Raw genomic sequence first — 16,432 nt, 5'->3', positions numbered from 1 at the left:
GTTACGGCTCCCTGGGGGCGTCGGCGGGGGGTGGGGTTGCGGGGCTGGATGCGGCATGGGACACCGGGGCGGGGTCCGCGGGGCCGGGGTCCACGGGCGGGAACGCGGCCGTGGCCGTGCGGCGCAGTACCGGCCGGCGGTCGGGCGTCAGGGTGATGACGAGGTGGCGGGCCCAGTCGGCGTCGTCGCGCTCCGGGCGGTCCTCGCGCCAGTGGCAGCCGCGGGTCTCCTCGCGCTCCAGGGCGGCGGCGACCAGGACGCGGGCCACACAGAGCAGATTCGACGTCTCCCAGGACTCGACGCCGGGAACGGCGGCCTTTCCGGGGCCGTCGTGGTCCTGGGCCTGCTCGTACACGGTCTCCAGGGCCGCGGCGGCGGTGCCCAGGCTGCCGGCGGATCTCAGCACGCCCGCGCCCTCGGACATGATCCGCTGGATTCCGGCGCGGGCCTCGGGGGCGATCAGCGGCAGCGGGACGGTGCCGGCCGGTTCGGCCGGGAGGGCGGCGGGCTCGGGCGTCGCCGCGCGGCGCGATGCTGTCGGACTGTCCGCCACGCTGTCCGCCGCGATGTCAGCCGTTTCGGCCGCCGTTTCGGCCGCCGCGATGTCCGCCGCTATCCGTTCCGCGAAGACCAGCCCCTCCAGGAGGGAGTTGGAGGCCAGCCGGTTCGCGCCGTGGACGCCCGTGCAGGCGACCTCGCCGCACGCGTACAGCCCCGGTACGGTCGTCCGCCCGCGCAGATCCGTACGGACTCCGCCCGACGCGTAGTGGGCGGCGGGCGCCACCGGGATGGGCTCCGTTACCGGGTCGATGCCGTGCGCCCGGCAGGCCGCCAGGATGGTGGGGAAGCGGGTCTCCCACATCGCGGCGCCGAAGTGCCTGGCGTCCAGATACATGTGCTCGGCGCCCTGTTCCAGCATCCGGCGCATGATCGCCTTGGCGACGATGTCGCGCGGGGCCAGCTCCGCCAGTTCGTGCTGTCCGAGCATGAAACGGACGCCGTCGGCGTCGACGAGATGGGCTCCCTCGCCCCGTACCGCCTCCGAGACCAGCGGCTGCTGGCCCTCGGCTCCGGTGCCGAGGAAGAGCACCGTCGGGTGGAACTGGACGAACTCCAGGTCGGAGACCTCCGCGCCCGCCCGCAGCGCCAGCGCCACGCCGTCGCCGGTGGAGACGGCGGGGTTGGTCGTCGCCGAGAAGACCTGCCCCATACCGCCGGTGGCCAGGATCACCGCGGGGGCGCGGACCGCGCCGACGCCGTCGTGCTGGCCCTCGCCCATCACATGGAGGGTGACGCCCGACGTATGGCCGTGCTCGTCCGTCAGCAGGTCCAGGACCAGCGCGTTCTCGACCGTACGGAGCGCGGCGTCGCGGACGGCTTCCACCAGGGCGCGGGAGATCTCCGCGCCGGTCGCGTCGCCGCCCGCGTGGGCGATACGGCGGCGGTGGTGGCCGCCCTCGCGGGTGAGCTGGAGCTCGCCGGTGGCGGAGGTGTCGAAGTGCGCGCCGGTGCCGATCAGCCGCCGTACGGCCGCCGGGCCCTCGGTGACGAGGGCCCGGACCGCCTCCTCGTCGCACAGGCCCGCGCCCGCGACGAGGGTGTCCGCCAGATGCTGTTCGGGGGTGTCGCCCTCGCCGAGCGCCGCGGCGATGCCGCCCTGTGCCCAGCGCGTGGAGCCGTCGTCGAGCCGGGCCTTGGTGACGACGACCGTACGGAGCCCGGCGGCGGTGCAGCGCAGGGCGGCGGTGAGACCGGCGACGCCGGAGCCGACCACGACGACATCGGCGTCGATGGCCCAGCCGGGTGCGGGGGCGGTCAGCCGTATACCGGTTCCGGTCACTGTGAGGCTCCGAAGGTCAGCGGGATGTTGTCGATCAGCCGCGTGGCACCGACGCGCGCGGCGACGGCGAGGACCGCCTCGCCGGTGTGGTCGTCGGACACCTCGGTGAAGTCGGCGGGGTCGACAAGGGCGAGATAGTCGAGGGTCAGCGGCGGTACGGTCCTGGCCGCCTGGTCGAGGACGGCGCGGGCCGCCGCCCGTACGCCGTCCGCCCCGTTCCAGTCCTCGCCGGCGCTGCCCGCGGCGGCCACCGCGTGGGCGTCGGCCGCGAGCCGGGCCTCGCCGAGGGCGGAGAGCGCGGCGGCCCGCGCGCCGGGCGTGGGCGCGTACTCGGCGCGGGCGCGCAGCGCCTGCTGGGCGCCGAGCCGGTCGCGGGCGGCGAACAGGGCCCGGGACAGCGCGAGGGCGGTGCGGCGCTCGGGGACGGACAGATAGCGGTTGCGGCTGGAGAGCGCGAGACCGTCGTCGGAACGGACCGTCGGTACGCCGACGATCTCGGCCGGGAAGTTCAGATCGCGGGCCATCCGGCGCACCAGGGCGAGCTGCTGGGCGTCCTTCTGGCCGAAGAAGGCGGTGTCGGCCCGGGTGAGGTGGAGCAGTTTGGCGACGACCGTCAGCATGCCGTCGAAGTGTCCGGGGCGCGAGGAGCCTTCCAGACGCGCGCCCATGGGGCCCGCGGTGATCGTGACCTGGGGGGCGCCGCCGGGGTAGACCTCGTCGGCGGACGGCGCGAAGACGGCGTCGGCGCCCGCCTCCGCCGCGGTCTTCAGATCGGCTTCGAGCGTGCGGGGGTAGCGCTCCAGGTCCTCGCCGGCGCCGAACTGGAGCGGGTTGACGAAGACGGTGACCACGACGAACCCGTCGGGTCCGGCATGGGCGCGGGCGGCCCGTACGAGGCTCGCGTGCCCGTCGTGGAGCGCGCCCATGGTCATCACCACCGCGATCCGGCCGGGTGCCGCGCGCCTCTCCAGGAGGCGGTCGAGGTCCGCGCGCGTGGGGGCGAGTTCGAGGCTCATCGGATGGTCTCCACGTCTCCAGGATGCGCGTGCGCGGTCCTCTTCGCGGTCCCGTGCGCGGTCCTGCTCGCGGTCCTCCTCACGAGGCGCGTGCGGTCCTCTTCGAGACACGCGTCGTCAGGATGCGTACGCGTGATCATCGGGTGCCCCCGGCGCCGTCCCCGCGGACGTCCCCGAGGGCATCGCCGTCGGCGAGGACATCGAGAAGGTCCTCCGCGAGCTCGGGCTTGAGCAGACCGTGCGCCAGCGCCCGGTCCGCGGTCGTACGGGCCATCGCGAGATACCCCGCCACGGCGCCGGGCGCGTGCGCGCGCAGCTCGGCGACATGCGCGGCGACCGTACCCGCGTCCCCGCGCGCGACGGGCCCGGTGAGCGCGGCGTCCCCGGAGCGCAGCGCGTTGTCCAGCGCGGCGCCGAGCAGCGGGCCGAGCATCCGGTCGGGCGCCTCGACCCCGGCGGTGCGCAGCAGCTCCATCGACTGGGCGACCAGCGTGACCAGGTGGTTCGCGCCCAGGGCGAGGGCCGCGTGGTAGAGCGGACGCGACTCCTCCGCGACCCACTCGGGCTCGCCGCCCATCTCGATGACCAGCGCCTCGGCCGCCAGTCGCAGTTCCTCGGGAGCGGTGACGCCGAAGGAGCAGCCGGCCAGCCGCTGGACATCCACCGAGGTGCCGGTGAAGGTCATCGCGGGGTGGAGGGCGAGCGGCAGTGCGCCGGCGCGCAGGGCCGGGTCGAGCACCTTGGCGCCGTACCGCCCCGAGGTGTGCACGAGCAGCTGTCCCGGCCGTACGGCACCGGTCTCGGCGAGCCCGTCGACCAGTCCGGGCAGGGCGTCGTCGGGAACGGTCAGCAGCACCAGATCGGCGCGGGCGAGGACTTCGGCGGGGGTGACGATCGGGATGTCGGGCAGCAGCGCCGCCGCCCTCCGTACCGAGGCGTCCGATACGCCGGAAACGGCGACCGGACGGTGCCCGGCGAGCCGGAGGGACGCGGCCAGGGCAGGGCCGACACGGCCCGCTCCGACGACACCGACCGTGAGCCGCGCGGGGCGGTCACGGGGATCGGAGGGTTCCTGTGCTGTTGGGTTCACGCGGTGGGGCCTTCCGTTCCAGTCCGCGGTGGGTACCGGACGATTTCTCGCCATGCTACGCCAGCCTCGTACCCCGTCACTTGACTGTCCACAGGCTGTGGGCAGGGGGCCGCGGGTGAGCAATGATCGGTCCATGGGAGAGACAAGTGAGCAGGCCGGTGGAGCCGATCGGGCCGATCGGGCCCATGAGGCCGGGCCGGACGGCGAGAAGGACGGCGAGAAGACCGCACAGGCCGCGCGGCGGCGCAGGCTGGCCGCGTGGCGGGCGTCGGAGCGGGTGATGCTCCGGGCGCCGATGGACCGGCCGATGAGTGAACGGCTGACCGCCCTGGCGGCGGACGCGGGGTCCGTGTACGACGTGGGCGAACAGCCGGACCTGTACGGCGACGGGATCGTCGCGGAGGTGGAGCGCCGGGTGGCCGCGCTGCTCGGCTTCCCGGCCGCGGTCTTCTTCCCGACGGGCACGATGGCGCAGCAGGTGGCGCTGCGCTGCTGGGCGGGGCGTACGGGCAACAGCACGGTGGCGGTGCATCCGCTCGCCCACCCCGAGGTGCACGAGGCAGGTGCGCTGTCGGTGGTCAGCGGGCTGCGTACGGTCCATCCGACCAAGGAGCCGCGGCTGCCGACCGCCGGAGAGATCCAGGACCTGGCCGAGCCCTTCGGCACGCTGATGCTGGAACTGCCGCTGCGTGACGCGGGGTTCGTCCTGCCGTCCTGGGACGAGCTGGTGGCGACCGTGGACGCGGCGCGGGAGCGGGACGCGGTGGTCCATGTCGACGGCGCGCGGCTGTGGGAGTGCGCGTCGCACTTCGGGCGCCCCCTGTCCGAGATCGCGGGGCTCGCGGACAGCGTGTACGTGTCCTTCTACAAGTCGCTCCACGGGCTGTCGGGTGCGGTGCTCGCCGGTCCCCCGGAGCTGGTGGAGGAGGCGCGGATCTGGCGGCACCGCTATGGGGGCCAGGTCTTCCAGCAGTACCCGGCGGCGCTGACGGCCCTCCTGGGCCTGGAGCGCGAACTGCCGAAGCTGCCCTCGTACGTGGAGCACGCGCGCGTGGTGGCGGCGGCGCTGGCCGAGGGCTTCGCGGCGTCCGCGGTCCCGTGGTTCCGCGTACACCCGGAGCCGCCGCACACCCATCAGTTCCAGGTGTGGCTGCCGTACACACCGGACGTGCTGAACGAGGCGGCGGTGCGGCAGGCGGAGGAGACGAAGACGGCGCTGTTCCGGGTCTGGTCGGAGCCGCCCGGCGGCCTCCGTGGTCTCTCCCTCACGGAGGTCACGGTGGCGGAGCCGGGGCTGGAGTGGACGGCGGAGGAGGTACGGGCGGCGGTCGAGGAGTTCGTGACCCGGGTGCTGGAGGCGCGGTCCTGAGGGGCTGACGGTCAAACGGGCTGTCGGGCTGTCGGGCTGTCGGGCTGTCGGGCTGTCGGGCTGTCGGGCTGTCGGGCTGACGAGCTGACGGGCTGACGGGGCACCGGGAGCCGCCGGGCAGCGGCACGACGGCTCCCGGCCGCCCGAACCCGCTCGGGCGGCCCATTTGACGCGGGCCGTCAATCGACGGACCGGCTGTCAGTGGCAGCGTGCACCATGGCTCCATGAGCGTGTTCATCGACATCACCGGCCTGCCCCGGGAGCGGATCACCTTCGGCCCGTCCCCGCTGGCGGAGCTGGGTGCCGCCCTGCACGCGCTCTCCGAGCCCGCCCACCACGCCCGGCTGCACGGCTGGATCACCACCACCTCCGCCACGCTCAAGCCCGAACTGGCCGACCGGCTGCATGAGGCGGACTTCCTGTGGCGGTCGACCCGCGCGGACATCCTGCTGCCCGCCGCCCCCCGGGACACGCTCGCGGAGGAGCTGGACGACCTCGATCTGCTGGACGACGAGAAGTATGTGGCGGCGGCGCTGGAGATCTCCTGCGCCAGCCAGTACGGCGAGGGTCTGCCCTCGCCGCTCGTCGACGCGGGCGTGCGGCAGCGCGCGCTGGAGCTGGCGGCGGCCCGCGGTCCGCGCCAAGCCGCTTTCGTACGGCAGATGCTGGCCGATCCTCCCGGGGTCAGGGCCTGGATACGGCGGCTGCTTGAGGACTGCGAGGAGGTGTTCTTCGCGGACACCTGGCGGCGCGTGCGGGTCCAGCTCGCCGCCGACGCCCGGCACAAGACCGAGGTGCTGCGCCGCAAGGGCCTCGCGGAGGCCGTCGCCGCGGTCTCCGCCGCCGTCACGCTGGAGGAGGACGGGCTCCGTACGAGGATGGTGGTGGACAAGCTGTCCCACGGCTGTACGACCGCGACGGGACGGGGGCTGACGTTCCTGCCCACCGCCTTCGGCTGGCCCCATGTGGTGGCGCTGCACACGCCCGGCTGGCAGCCGGTCGTGCAGTACCCGCTCTCCACGCGGGAGCTGGCCGACACCACGCCCGTCGACACGGTCAAGCTGCGTCTGGAGGCGGTCGCCCACCCCATGCGGATGCGGCTCTGCCGGAGCCTGGCCCGCGGCTCGTACTCGACGGGCGAGCTGGCCGATACGTACGGGATCACCGCACCCGAGGTCTCCCGGCATCTGGCGGTGCTGCGGAAGGCGGGGCTGCTGACGACCCAGCGGCGCGGGCGCTATGTGCTGCATCAGCTGGATGTCGCCGTGGTGGCCCGGCTCGGGAGCGACTTCCTGGAGGGGGTGCTGCGCTGACGGCACGCCGCCCCCGGAAACCCGGAAGGACACGACCTTCTCCGCGACCTGAGGGACGGTCAGCCGGTCCGTACGGATGTGCTCGGCGAACCGCGCGTCCGCCGGCGCCTCCAGGCAGGGGTCCTGTTTCGCCACGGCGAAGCTCTCCCGCCGCGACCCGCCGCAACCCGCCGCGCCCCCAGCCGCGCTCGGTCAGCCGGCGCCCCCGGCCCGCACCATTCCCGTCTCGTAGGCGAGGACGACCACCTGTACCCGGTCGCGCAGTCCGAGCTTGGTGAGGATCCGGCCTACATGCGTCTTCACCGTCGCCTCGGAGAGCACCAGCCGGCCGGCGATCTCCCCGTTCGACAGCCCCTGCGCGACCAGCAGCATGACCTCGCGCTCGCGCTCGGTCAGCCGGTCGAGTTCCTTGTGCCGCGGCTTGCTCGCGCTGGGCAGCATCGGCGAGAAGCGGTCCAGCAGCCGCCGGGTGGTGGACGGGGCGACGACGGCGTCACCGCTGTGCACCGAGCGGATCGCGCTCAGCAGTTCGCCCGGCGGCACGTCCTTCAGCATGAATCCGCTCGCCCCGGCCTTGAGCCCGGAGAACGCGTACTCGTCCAGGTCGAAGGTGGTCAGGATGAGCACCTTCGGGGCGTCGGGCTCCGCGCAGATCCGGCGGGTCGCCTCGACGCCGTCCAGCCGGGGCATACGGACGTCCATCAGGACGACGTCCACGGCGGCGGAGCGAAGATTCTCGATCGCCTCCGCGCCGTCCCCGGCCTCCGCGACGACCTCCATGTCGGGCTGCGCGGCCAGCACCATACGGAATCCGGTGCGCAGCAGCACCTGGTCGTCGACGAGCATGACGCGGATCGACATCTGCGGGGTCCTTGTCCGGTAGGAGGGAGTGGGCGCGGATAGCGGGGAGTGGTCCGGTAGCCGGTACGCCCCCGGCGCCCGGCTCCGTGCCCTGTTCGGTGCGCTGGTCAGTGCCTGTTCGGCTGTTCGGCTGTTCGCCTGTTCAGTGCGCCGTTCAGTGCGCTGTTGCGCTGTTCAGTGCGCGGGTTTCAGCGGCAGCAGCGCGCTGATCCGGAAGCCGCCGCCGGGGCGCGGCCCGGCGTCCAGTGTGCCGCCGACCATACCGACCCGCTCCCGCATGCCGATGAGCCCATGGCCGCGCCCGTCGGCCCCGCCGTCCTCGTACAGCTCGTGGGCGGCGCCCCGCCCGTCGTCCTCGACGAGCAGCCCGAGCCCGTCGTCGAAGTAGACCAGACGCACGCTGGCGCCCACATCGGGTCCGCCGTGCTTGCGGCTGTTGGTGAGGGCTTCCTGCACGATGCGGTACGCGGTCAGCTCCACCCCGCTGGGCAGCGGTCGCGGGGTGCCCTCTATCCGGAAGTCCACGGTCAGCCCGGCGCCCCGCACGTTCTCGACCAGCTCCTCTATCTGTCCGACATCGGGCTGCGGTACGTACTCGCCGCCCTCCTTGGCGTCACCGGTCCGCAGCACGCCCAGCAGTCTGCGCATCTCTGCGAGCGCTTGTCTGCCGGTGCTCGAAATGGTCTCCAGGGCCTGTTTGGCCTGGTCGGGCGCGGCGTCCAGCACATAGGCGGCGCCGTCCGCCTGGACCACCATCACCGAGACGTTGTGCGCGACGACATCGTGCAGCTCACGGGCGATCCTGGCCCGCTCGGCGGCGACCGCCACCTTGGCCTGCGCCTCGCGCTCCTTCTCCAGCCGGGTGGCGCGCTCCTCCAGCTGGTCGAGGTAGGCGCGGCGGGTACGGACGGAGTCGCCAAGCACCCAGGCGAGGACGAACGGCAGGCTGATGACGATGGCGACGAAGACCAGGCCCCAGGTGCCGTCGGTGTTCTCATTGGGCCAGCGCACCTGCGCCAAGGGGGTGGCGAGCAGTCCGCCGATCAGCGCGAGACGCGAGGCCCAGCGCGGCCCGCCCTGCGCGGCGACGGTGTAGATGATCACCAGCATCGCCAAGTCCGCCGGGTTGGGCCGCACATCCAGGGCGAGCTGCGCGAGGCCCAGGCCCAGCACGAGCAGCAGCACCTTCTCGGGCGCGCGACGGCGCAGCGCGACGGACAGACTCAGCAGCAGGACCAGCGGGATGGCGACCAGCCTGGTGCCGACGCCGTCGTTCTCCTGAACCACCCACAACAGGGAAGGCCCGAAGAACAGGACAGCCCAGAAGCTGTCGACGCCCGTCGGGTGTCCGCGGAGAAAGTCGTAGAAGCGCTGCACGTAACCCAGCGTAGTGAGACGGACAAGGGGGGCGGGTCAGCCCGAGGGCCGATCCGGTCGGCGGAAGCGTACTCCCCAAGGTGGAGACTTGACACCGTGACGGATGAGACGTGTAAGTCGCGCGGGGTTCCGGGTACGGGGCGAGGGGTTCCGGGTACGGCGCGAGGGGTGACCGACGGCCTGCGCTGCGACGCCGGACCGCTCCGGTGGCGTACGGCCGCCGAGCGCGCGCTGTACGGACCGGGGGGCTTCTATCTGCGCCCCGAGGGACCGGCCGGGCACTTCCGTACGTCGGTCCACGCCTCCCCGCTCTTCGCCGCCGCGGTCGCCCGGCTGCTGGTCCGGACCGCCGAGCGGCTGGACACGGACGAGGTGGCGCTCGTCGACATCGGCGCGGGCCGCGGCGAGCTGCTTTCCGAAGTCCTGGCGGCGGTCCCTGACGGGCTCGGGGTGCGGCCGTACGCCGTCGAACGCGCCCCTCGCCCCGCCGGCCTGGACCCCCGTATCGAGTGGTGTACGGAGCCGCCGCCCGGGGTCAGCGGGCTGCTCTTCGCGAACGAGTGGCTGGACAACGTCCCCGTCGACATCGCCGAGACCGGCCCCGACGGGGTCGTACGGTACGTCCTCGTCCGGCCGGACGGCTCCGAGGAGCCGGGCGATCCGGTCGAAGGACCCGACGCCGAATGGCTCGCCCGCTGGTGGCCGCCGGCCGGCCCCGGCACCCGCGCGGAGATCGGCCGGCCGCGCGACGAGGCGTGGGCGGCGGCCGTCGCCACCCTGGAGCGGGGGCTCGCGGTCGCGGTCGACTACGCGCATGTACGGGACGCCCGGCCGCCGTTCGGCACCCTGACCGGCTTCCGGGCGGGCCGGGAGGTGCCCCCCGTACCGGACGGCGGCTGCGATCTCACCGCCCATGTGGCGCTGGACGCCTGCGCCCTGCCCGGCGCGGAACTGCTGGGCCAGCGCGAGGCCCTGCACCGGCTGGGGGTGAGCGGCGAACGGCCGCCGCTGTCCCTCGCCACCACGGATCCGGCGGCGTACGTACGGGCGCTCGCGGCGGCCGGGGAGGCGGCGGAGCTGACGGCCCGGGGCGGTCTCGGGGACTTCGGCTGGCTCATGCAGCCCGTCGGCCTCGGAGGCACGACCGGAGGCGCCACCGAAGGCGCCACCGGAGACGCCATCGGAGGCACGACCGACGCTCTGAGAGACTGTCGCCCATGACGGAGACCACCCGGACGACGGTCGGTATCGGCGGCGCGGCGGAGAGCACGGACATGGTGCTCAATATCGGCCCGCAGCACCCCTCCACCCACGGGGTGCTCCGGCTCCGTCTCGTGCTCGACGGCGAGGTGATCCAGCAGGCCGAGCCGGTCATCGGCTATATGCACCGGGGCGCGGAGAAGCTTTTCGAGGCGCGCGACTACCGGCAGGTCCTGGTCCTCGCCAACCGCCACGACTGGCTCTCGGCGTTCTCCAACGAGCTGGGCGTGGTGATGGCCGTCGAGCGGATGCTCGGCATGGAGGTGCCCGAGCGCGCCGTATGGACCAGAACGCTGCTCGCCGAGCTGAACCGAGTGCTCAACCATCTGATGTTCCTCGGCTCGTACCCCCTGGAACTGGGCGGTATCACCCCGGTGTTCTACGCGTTCCGGGAGCGCGAGGAGCTTCAGGGCGTGATGGAGGAGATCTCCGGCGGCCGGATGCACTACATGTTCAACCGGGTCGGCGGTCTCAAGGAGGACCTTCCCGCGGGCTGGCAGGGGCGCGCCAGGTCGGCGATCGCGTCGGTGCGCTCGCGGATGGACGTGTACGACCGGCTGGTTCTCGGCAACGAGATCTTCCGGGGCCGTACCCGCGGGGTCGGGGTGCTGACGCGGGAGACGGTCCACGCGTACGGGGTGTCCGGGCCGATCGCCCGCGCCTCGGGGGTCGACTTCGACCTGCGCCGCGACGAGCCGTACCTCGCGTACGGCGAACTGCGCGACACGCTCAGGGTCGTGACCCGCGAGGAGGGCGACTGCCTGGCGCGGTTCGAATGCCTGCTGGAGCAGGCGCACAACGCGCTGGCCCTGGCGGACGCCTGTCTGGACCGGATCGCGGAGCTGCCGCCCGGACCGATCAACCAGCGGCTGCCCAAGGTGCTGAAGGCGCCCGAGGGGCATACGTACGCGTGGACCGAGAACCCCCTCGGCATCAACGGCTACTACCTGGTGTCGAAGGGCGAGAAGACGCCGTACCGGCTGAAGCTGCGCTCGGCCTCGTTCAACAACATCCAGGCGCTGACCGAACTGCTGCCCGGGACGCAGGTCGCCGACATGGTGGCGATCCTGGGCTCGCTGTTCTTCGTCGTCGGCGACATCGACAAGTAACGCGTTCCGGGCGGCCGTTCGGGCGGTCCGTTCAGGGGGCCGGGTCGCGACCGGCGGCTCCCTCGCTCAGCGACAACCCCTCGTCATCGGCCGCGTCAGCTGCCTCGGCCCCATGTGCCCCATCTGCCCCATCTGCCCTATCTGCCGCGTCAGCCGCGTCAGCCGCTGATCGCGTCGCGCAGCTCTTCCAGTTCGAGCGGCTCGGTCTCGTCGTGCACGGTCAGATCGATGACCTGCCCGATACCGCGCTCCTCGGCCCTGCGCCGCTCGGCGAGAGCTTCCTCGCCCACCACGTCCGCCAGGTCCTCCCGCTCGACGCGCGCCAGTTCGGCGGCCGACGCGGGCTCCTCGGTGTCGTCCGCGTCCGTCTTCCCGGTCCCGCCGCGGGCGTCCCGCGCGGCGGCCTGCGCACCGAAGAAGTCGAAGCCGCCCTCGGGCCGCCGCGCGGGACGGCCGCCCTGTGGGGCGTACGGGACGATCGCGGACGCCGTGGGCACGCGCGTGGCGGGGAGGGCGGACGACGGGCGGCTGTGCTGCTCAGCCCCGGCGGCCGCCGTGTGCTTCCCCCGCGACTCCCCCGCCTCCGTGGCCCGCTCCGCGAGATCGCGCGCACGCGCCGCCTCGACCGTACGCCTCGCCTGCTGGACCGCGGCGTTGCGCGGCAGTTCGTCCAGGGCCCGCGCGGCGCTGACAAACGCCGCCTTGGTGGGTGTGCTGCCCCCGGCGGGCAGCGCCTTGGGCTCGGCCGCCGCCTCCAGGGCGAGCTGACGCCGCCCCTCCAGCGCGGTGGCGCGCTCGGTCTCCGCGGTGGCGTACCGGCGCAGCAGCGCGGCGTGCTCACCACGCAGTCCGGCCAGCTCGATCCGCTTGGAGCGCAGTTTGGCCTCAAGCTTGAGGCGCAGCTCGCGCGACTCCTCGGCGTCGGCTTCCAGTTCGGCTATGCGCTCCTCGGCCTTCCAGCCGTCGCTCTCCCGCGCGCGCGTCAGCTCGGCGACCCGGCGCCCGGCGGCGCGGTCCCAGCCACGCATGAAGACCCCGCCGGTGACCGCCGCGGCGGCCGCCACCGCGACCAGACCGCGGAGCGCCACGGGCTCCGCGAGGAACCAGGCGCCCGCGGCACACAGAACCGCGGCTCCGGCGACCGCCGTCGGCGGCAGAAGCTTGTGGAGGGGTGGGGAATGGCGGTGGCGTCCACGTGGCATGGCCTGAAATTTACCGTGCGTGGAGACCGAATGGGGGGCCGGTCGGACAATCTTTCCCGGCCCGTTGCCGGCCTTCCTCCCCTTCCACTCCTGTTTCCTCTACAGAACTCCGTTTTGCCTGGCGCCGGTTACCGCGCCGATGCCGTCCGGTCGCTACTTCTTGACCAGACCTTTGGACTCCAGGTACTCCTTGGCGACATCCTCCGGCTTCGCACGCTCGGCATCGACCTTGAGGTTCAACTTCGCCAGATCGTCCGTCGTCAGCGCGTCGGTCAACTGGCCCAGGACATCGGCTATCTCCGCCGAACCGGCGTCCTTGGCATTGACCACCGGCAGTACGTTGTCGGCGTTCTGGAGCTTCTTGTCGTCCTCAAGCACGACGAGTCCGAAACTGTCGAGCGTGCCGTCGGTGGTGGTGCTCAGGACCAGCTGGTCAACCCCGTCCTTGACGGCCTGCTTGGACTGCGGGGTGCCGACGCCCTTGGGGTCGATGCCCGCCACGTCGATGCCGTACGTCTTCTTCAGGCCCGGCACGCAGAACGGCCGTACCTCGCACTCGTCACCCGCCGCGATCTTCACCTTGATCTTCGACTTTCCAAGATCGGAAAGCGTCTTCAGCTTGTTCTTCTCGGCGAATTCCTTGGTGACCGCGAAGGCATTCTGGTCAACCGCCTGACCGGCGGGCAGCACCTTCAGTCCGCGCGGCTCGGCGAGCTTCTTCAGCTCGGCGACCGTCGCGGCGGAGTCACTGGACGCGAGCGGCTTCTCCTCGGCCGCCTTGGCGCCGTTCACCTTGGCGTTGAGGAATTCCGTGATCGTCGCGGCGTATTCGGGCACCACGTCGATCTCGCCCTTCTCCAGGGACGGTTCGTACAGCTCACGGTTCTTCACCGTGGTGACGGACGTGGAGTAGCCGGCGTCGCCCAGGATCTGGGCGTACAGCTCCGCCAGCACCTTGGACTCCGTGAAGGCCGCCGCGCCGATGACGAGCGAGCCCTTCTTCCCCGAGTCGGATCCGGAACCGGAGTCGGCGGATCCGCTCTTGTCCTTCTCCAGGCTGTCGCCGCCGCACGCGGCGAGCGAGGTGGTCAGGGCCACCACTGCCAGTACGGCACCCGCGAGGCGCGAGGTCTTGCTCATGAGGTTCACCATCTCCAAGAAGCCAAAGGTTCGGTCGTCACACGGTCGTACGGGCGGGCCGGGCGGCGGGCGAGGGCGCCGGGTCGATGACCCGGTCCAGCGCCACCAGCACGCCTTCGACGAGCAGCGCGAGCAGCGCGACGAGAAGCGCACCCGCGACCACCTGCGGGGTGTTGTACGTGTTGAAGCCGGCGGTGATGATCCGGCCGAGGCCGCCCTGTCCCACCATCGCCGCGATGGTGGCGGTGGCCACCACCTGCACGGAGGCCGAGCGGAGCCCGGTCATGATCAGCGGGTACGCGAGGGGCAGCTCCACCCGCAGGAAGAGCTGGCGCCCGGACATGCCCATCCCCCGGGCGGCCTCCACGACCGCGCTGTCCACCTCCCGCATCCCGACGTAGGCGTTGGTCAGCAGGGGCGGCACGGCGAAGAGCACCAGCGCGATGATCGTGGGCACCGAGCCCGAGTTGCGCAGCGGCGAGACCATGAACAGGGCGAGCACGGCGAACACCGGCACCGCCCGGCCCACATTGGAGATATTGATCGCGAGCGCGCCGCCCTTGCCGATATGCCCCAGATAGAGCGCTATGGGCAGGGCTATGGCACACGCCAGCGCGAGCGCGACCCCGCTGACGAATATGTGCTCCTCCAGCCGCCGCCACACCCCGCTGTCGCCGGACCAGTTGGCACCGGTCGTCAGCCAGCCGAACGCCTCTCCCAGAACTCCCATGGTCAGCCCACCGCCTTCACGGCATCGGCCGGCTCGGCCCCGGCGGGCCCGGCAGGCCCGGCAGGCCCGGCAGGCCCGGTCCGCGCGGCTTCACGATGGGACGGGCGCGCCGGCCGTATTCGGGTCCAGGGCGTCAGCAGCCGCTGCGCTCCGAGCAGCAGCAGATCGGCGACGACCGCGAGCAGCACGCACAGCACCGAGGCCGTCAGCACCTGTGCCTTGAAGAAGCTCGGCAGCGCGTCCTCGATGAGATTGCCGAGCCCGCCCCGGCCGACGATCGACCCGACCGTGGTCAGCGCGACCGTCGACACCGTCGCTATGCGCAGGCCCGCCATCAGCGCGGGCAGCGCGAGGGGCAGCTCGACCTCCCAGAGCAGCCGCCCCGGTCCGTACCCCATCCCGCGGGCCGCCTCCCGTGCCTCTTCCGGCACCGATTCGAGCCCCGCGATGATGTTCCGCACGAGAATGGTCAGTGAGTAGAGCACCAGGCCGGTGATCACCAGACCGGCGGAGAGCCCGAAGAGCGGCAGCAGCAGCGAGAACATCGCCAGCGACGGAATCGTGTAGAGCAGCGTCGTCAGCCCCAGCACCGGTCCGGCGAATGACGGCCTGCTCCGCGCCAGCAGGGCCAGCGGAAATGCCACCAGCAGCCCTATGGCGACCGAAACCGCGGTGATCCACACATGCTGGACCGTGGCGTCGATCAACTCCTGGCTACGGGAGCGGAGATATTCCCCGCAGATCCAGTCGTTGGCCGCCAGGCACCCTTGCGTACTCATCCATCCCCGCCTCCCCCGTCTTCCCGAACGTATGTCTGGCTCTATGTCCTGGCGACCCTAACCCCGACCACTGACATTCGCGGAAGCCCGCCACATTCCAGCAACATGGCCTTCACACAACACGCCGCACAATGGGGAACCATGATCCGATTCGAGCACGTCACCAAGCGGTACCCGGATGGCACGACCGCGGTCGACGACCTCTCCTTCGAGGTCCCCCAGGGCGAACTGGTCACGCTCGTCGGACCGTCCGGCTGTGGCAAGACCACCACCATGAAAATGGTCAACCGCCTCATCGAACCGACCGAGGGACGGATATTCCTCGACGGTGACGACATATCCGCCATCGACCCGGTGCAGCTCAGGCGCCGTATCGGCTATGTCATCCAGCAGGTCGGCCTCTTCCCGCACAAGACGGTCCTGGAGAACACCGCGACCGTCCCGCATCTGCTCGGCTGGCAGCGCGACAAGGGCCGCCGGCGCGCCGCCGAACTCCTCGACCTGGTCGGTCTCGACCCGTCCGTCTACGGCGACCGCTACCCCGAGCAGCTCTCCGGCGGCCAGCGCCAGCGCGTCGGCGTGGCCCGCGCCCTGGCGGCCGACCCGCCCGTCCTGCTGATGGACGAGCCGTTCGGCGCGGTCGACCCCGTCGTACGCGACCACCTTCAGAGCGAGTTCCTCAAGCTCCAGGCGGCGGTCCGGAAAACTGTGCTGTTTGTCACGCACGACATCGAGGAAGCGGTCCGGCTCGGCGACCGTATCGCCGTCTACGGACAGGGCAGGATCGAACAGTTCGACGCCCCCGCCGCCGTGCTCGGCACGCCCGCCACCCCGTACGTCGCCGATTTCGTCGGCGCGGACCGGGGCCTGAAGCGGCTCTCCGTCACCTCCATCGAGGAGGGCGACCTCGAACAGCCGCCCGTCGTCCATCTCGACGACCCACTGGGGCGCGCCGCGGCGAAGCTCGCCAAGGAGGGCGCGCGCTGGGCCGTCGTCCTGGACTCCGCCGACAATCTGCACGGCTGGATCTCCACCGAGCAGACCGGCGCCTCCGGGACCGTACGGGAGCACGCCCGCCGGATGGAGGCATGGCTGCCGGTCGGCGCCTCCCTGAAGCAGGCGTTCGCCACGATGCTCCAGCACGACGCGGGGTGGATCGCGGTGATCGACAAGGAGGAGACGGGGCGCTTCCTCGGGGTCCTCACCCCGGCCAGGCTGCACGAGGCGCTGCGCAGGTCGATCGACGCGGACGCGCAGGCCATCCCCCGTACGGAGGTGGAGCTGGAGACGGTCAGCACGGTCGCCTCCGTCTGAGGGCCGCCACGAGGGCAGGGCCCCGGACCGGC

General features: G+C 72.2%; 14 protein-coding genes. 5 read left to right on the top strand and 9 right to left on the bottom strand.

The window, feature by feature from the left end:
- Window position 1: 1 nt before the first annotated feature.
- The 3 genes from ACFRMN_RS24670 to ACFRMN_RS24660 all read right to left on the bottom strand — a co-directional run bounded on the left by ACFRMN_RS24670 (window position 2) and on the right by ACFRMN_RS24660 (window position 3,946).
- The gene (locus ACFRMN_RS24670) at window positions 2-1,840 is read right to left on the bottom strand and encodes an L-aspartate oxidase (protein WP_383022883.1); all 1,839 of its coding nucleotides are present in this window, start codon (window positions 1,838-1,840) and stop codon (window positions 2-4) included.
- Window positions 1,837-2,856: a pantoate--beta-alanine ligase gene (gene panC, locus ACFRMN_RS24665; protein WP_383022881.1), complete on the bottom strand. Its 1,020-nt coding sequence runs from the start codon at window positions 2,854-2,856 to the stop codon at window positions 1,837-1,839. The genes ACFRMN_RS24670 and panC overlap by 4 nt, the downstream gene beginning before the upstream one ends.
- A gap of 136 nt (window positions 2,857-2,992) precedes the next feature.
- Window positions 2,993-3,946, bottom strand: a complete 954-nt coding sequence (locus tag ACFRMN_RS24660; RefSeq protein WP_383022879.1) for a Rossmann-like and DUF2520 domain-containing protein — start codon at window positions 3,944-3,946, stop codon at window positions 2,993-2,995.
- Window positions 3,947-4,079: 133 nt separating this feature from the next.
- Here ACFRMN_RS24660 and ACFRMN_RS24655 point away from each other — a divergent pair, with 133 nt between their 5' ends.
- Entirely contained in the window at window positions 4,080-5,315 is a 1,236-nt protein-coding gene (locus tag ACFRMN_RS24655) for a threonine aldolase family protein (RefSeq protein WP_383022877.1), read from the top strand.
- 224 nt (window positions 5,316-5,539) lie between these two features.
- Window positions 5,540-6,628 (top strand): DUF5937 family protein, encoded by a 1,089-nt coding sequence (locus ACFRMN_RS24650; protein WP_383022876.1) that lies wholly within the window; start codon window positions 5,540-5,542, stop codon window positions 6,626-6,628.
- Between the two features lie 192 nt (window positions 6,629-6,820).
- Here ACFRMN_RS24650 and ACFRMN_RS24645 read toward each other — a convergent pair whose 3' ends face one another.
- Both ACFRMN_RS24645 and ACFRMN_RS24640 read right to left on the bottom strand, forming a co-directional pair.
- Window positions 6,821-7,489, bottom strand: a complete 669-nt coding sequence (locus ACFRMN_RS24645) for a response regulator (protein ID WP_383022875.1) — start codon at window positions 7,487-7,489, stop codon at window positions 6,821-6,823.
- Window positions 7,490-7,663: 174 nt separating this feature from the next.
- Entirely contained in the window at window positions 7,664-8,866 is a 1,203-nt protein-coding gene (locus tag ACFRMN_RS24640; protein WP_383022874.1) for a sensor histidine kinase, read from the bottom strand.
- Window positions 8,867-9,034: 168 nt separating this feature from the next.
- Here ACFRMN_RS24640 and ACFRMN_RS24635 point away from each other — a divergent pair, with 168 nt between their 5' ends.
- Both ACFRMN_RS24635 and ACFRMN_RS24630 read left to right on the top strand, forming a co-directional pair.
- Entirely contained in the window at window positions 9,035-10,087 is a 1,053-nt protein-coding gene (locus ACFRMN_RS24635) for an SAM-dependent methyltransferase (protein ID WP_383022873.1), read from the top strand.
- A complete protein-coding gene (locus ACFRMN_RS24630) occupies window positions 10,084-11,235 on the top strand; it encodes an NADH-quinone oxidoreductase subunit D (RefSeq protein ID WP_383022871.1) in 1,152 nt (383 codons plus the stop codon). Before ACFRMN_RS24635 ends, ACFRMN_RS24630 begins: the two co-directional genes overlap by 4 nt.
- A gap of 158 nt (window positions 11,236-11,393) precedes the next feature.
- Here ACFRMN_RS24630 and ACFRMN_RS24625 read toward each other — a convergent pair whose 3' ends face one another.
- The 4 genes from ACFRMN_RS24625 to ACFRMN_RS24610 form a co-directional block, all read right to left on the bottom strand.
- On the bottom strand, window positions 11,394-12,437 hold the full coding sequence (locus ACFRMN_RS24625) for a hypothetical protein (protein WP_383022869.1): 1,044 nt from the start codon (window positions 12,435-12,437) through the stop codon (window positions 11,394-11,396).
- 153 nt (window positions 12,438-12,590) lie between these two features.
- Window positions 12,591-13,577, bottom strand: coding sequence for an ABC transporter substrate-binding protein (locus ACFRMN_RS24620; RefSeq protein ID WP_383022868.1), 987 nt, complete (start codon window positions 13,575-13,577; stop codon window positions 12,591-12,593).
- Between the two features lie 37 nt (window positions 13,578-13,614).
- Window positions 13,615-14,307: an ABC transporter permease gene (locus tag ACFRMN_RS24615; RefSeq protein ID WP_383022866.1), complete on the bottom strand. Its 693-nt coding sequence runs from the start codon at window positions 14,305-14,307 to the stop codon at window positions 13,615-13,617.
- A 2-nt stretch (window positions 14,308-14,309) separates the two neighbouring features.
- Window positions 14,310-15,086, bottom strand: a complete 777-nt coding sequence (locus ACFRMN_RS24610; protein WP_383022864.1) for an ABC transporter permease — start codon at window positions 15,084-15,086, stop codon at window positions 14,310-14,312.
- Between the two features lie 141 nt (window positions 15,087-15,227).
- Here ACFRMN_RS24610 and ACFRMN_RS24605 point away from each other — a divergent pair, with 141 nt between their 5' ends.
- Window positions 15,228-16,400, top strand: a complete 1,173-nt coding sequence (locus ACFRMN_RS24605; protein ID WP_383022863.1) for an ABC transporter ATP-binding protein — start codon at window positions 15,228-15,230, stop codon at window positions 16,398-16,400.
- Window positions 16,401-16,432: the final 32 nt, after the last annotated feature.

It is taken from the genome of Streptomyces sp. NPDC056835 (genome assembly GCF_042789485.1).
GTDB lineage: Bacteria > Actinomycetota > Actinomycetes > Streptomycetales > Streptomycetaceae > Streptomyces.
Note: the sequence above shows the minus strand (reverse complement) of the source record. Positions and strands in the feature narration are given on the sequence as shown.

Excerpts from the sequence above, each read along its gene's own strand:
- ACFRMN_RS24630 (WP_383022871.1), top strand. The coding sequence starts at position 10,084 with ATGACGGAGACCACCCGGACGACGGTCGGTATCGGCGGCGCGGCGGAG.
- ACFRMN_RS24625 (WP_383022869.1), bottom strand. The coding sequence starts at position 12,437 with ATGCCACGTGGACGCCACCGCCATTCCCCACCCCTCCACAAGCTTCTG.
- ACFRMN_RS24620 (WP_383022868.1), bottom strand. The coding sequence starts at position 13,577 with ATGAGCAAGACCTCGCGCCTCGCGGGTGCCGTACTGGCAGTGGTGGCC.
- ACFRMN_RS24605 (WP_383022863.1), top strand. The coding sequence starts at position 15,228 with ATGATCCGATTCGAGCACGTCACCAAGCGGTACCCGGATGGCACGACC.
- ACFRMN_RS24615 (WP_383022866.1), bottom strand. The coding sequence starts at position 14,307 with ATGGGAGTTCTGGGAGAGGCGTTCGGCTGGCTGACGACCGGTGCCAAC.
- ACFRMN_RS24655 (WP_383022877.1), top strand. The coding sequence starts at position 4,080 with ATGGGAGAGACAAGTGAGCAGGCCGGTGGAGCCGATCGGGCCGATCGG.
- panC (WP_383022881.1), bottom strand. The coding sequence starts at position 2,856 with ATGAGCCTCGAACTCGCCCCCACGCGCGCGGACCTCGACCGCCTCCTG.
- ACFRMN_RS24610 (WP_383022864.1), bottom strand. The coding sequence starts at position 15,086 with ATGAGTACGCAAGGGTGCCTGGCGGCCAACGACTGGATCTGCGGGGAA.
- ACFRMN_RS24645 (WP_383022875.1), bottom strand. The coding sequence starts at position 7,489 with ATGTCGATCCGCGTCATGCTCGTCGACGACCAGGTGCTGCTGCGCACC.
- ACFRMN_RS24650 (WP_383022876.1), top strand. The coding sequence starts at position 5,540 with ATGAGCGTGTTCATCGACATCACCGGCCTGCCCCGGGAGCGGATCACC.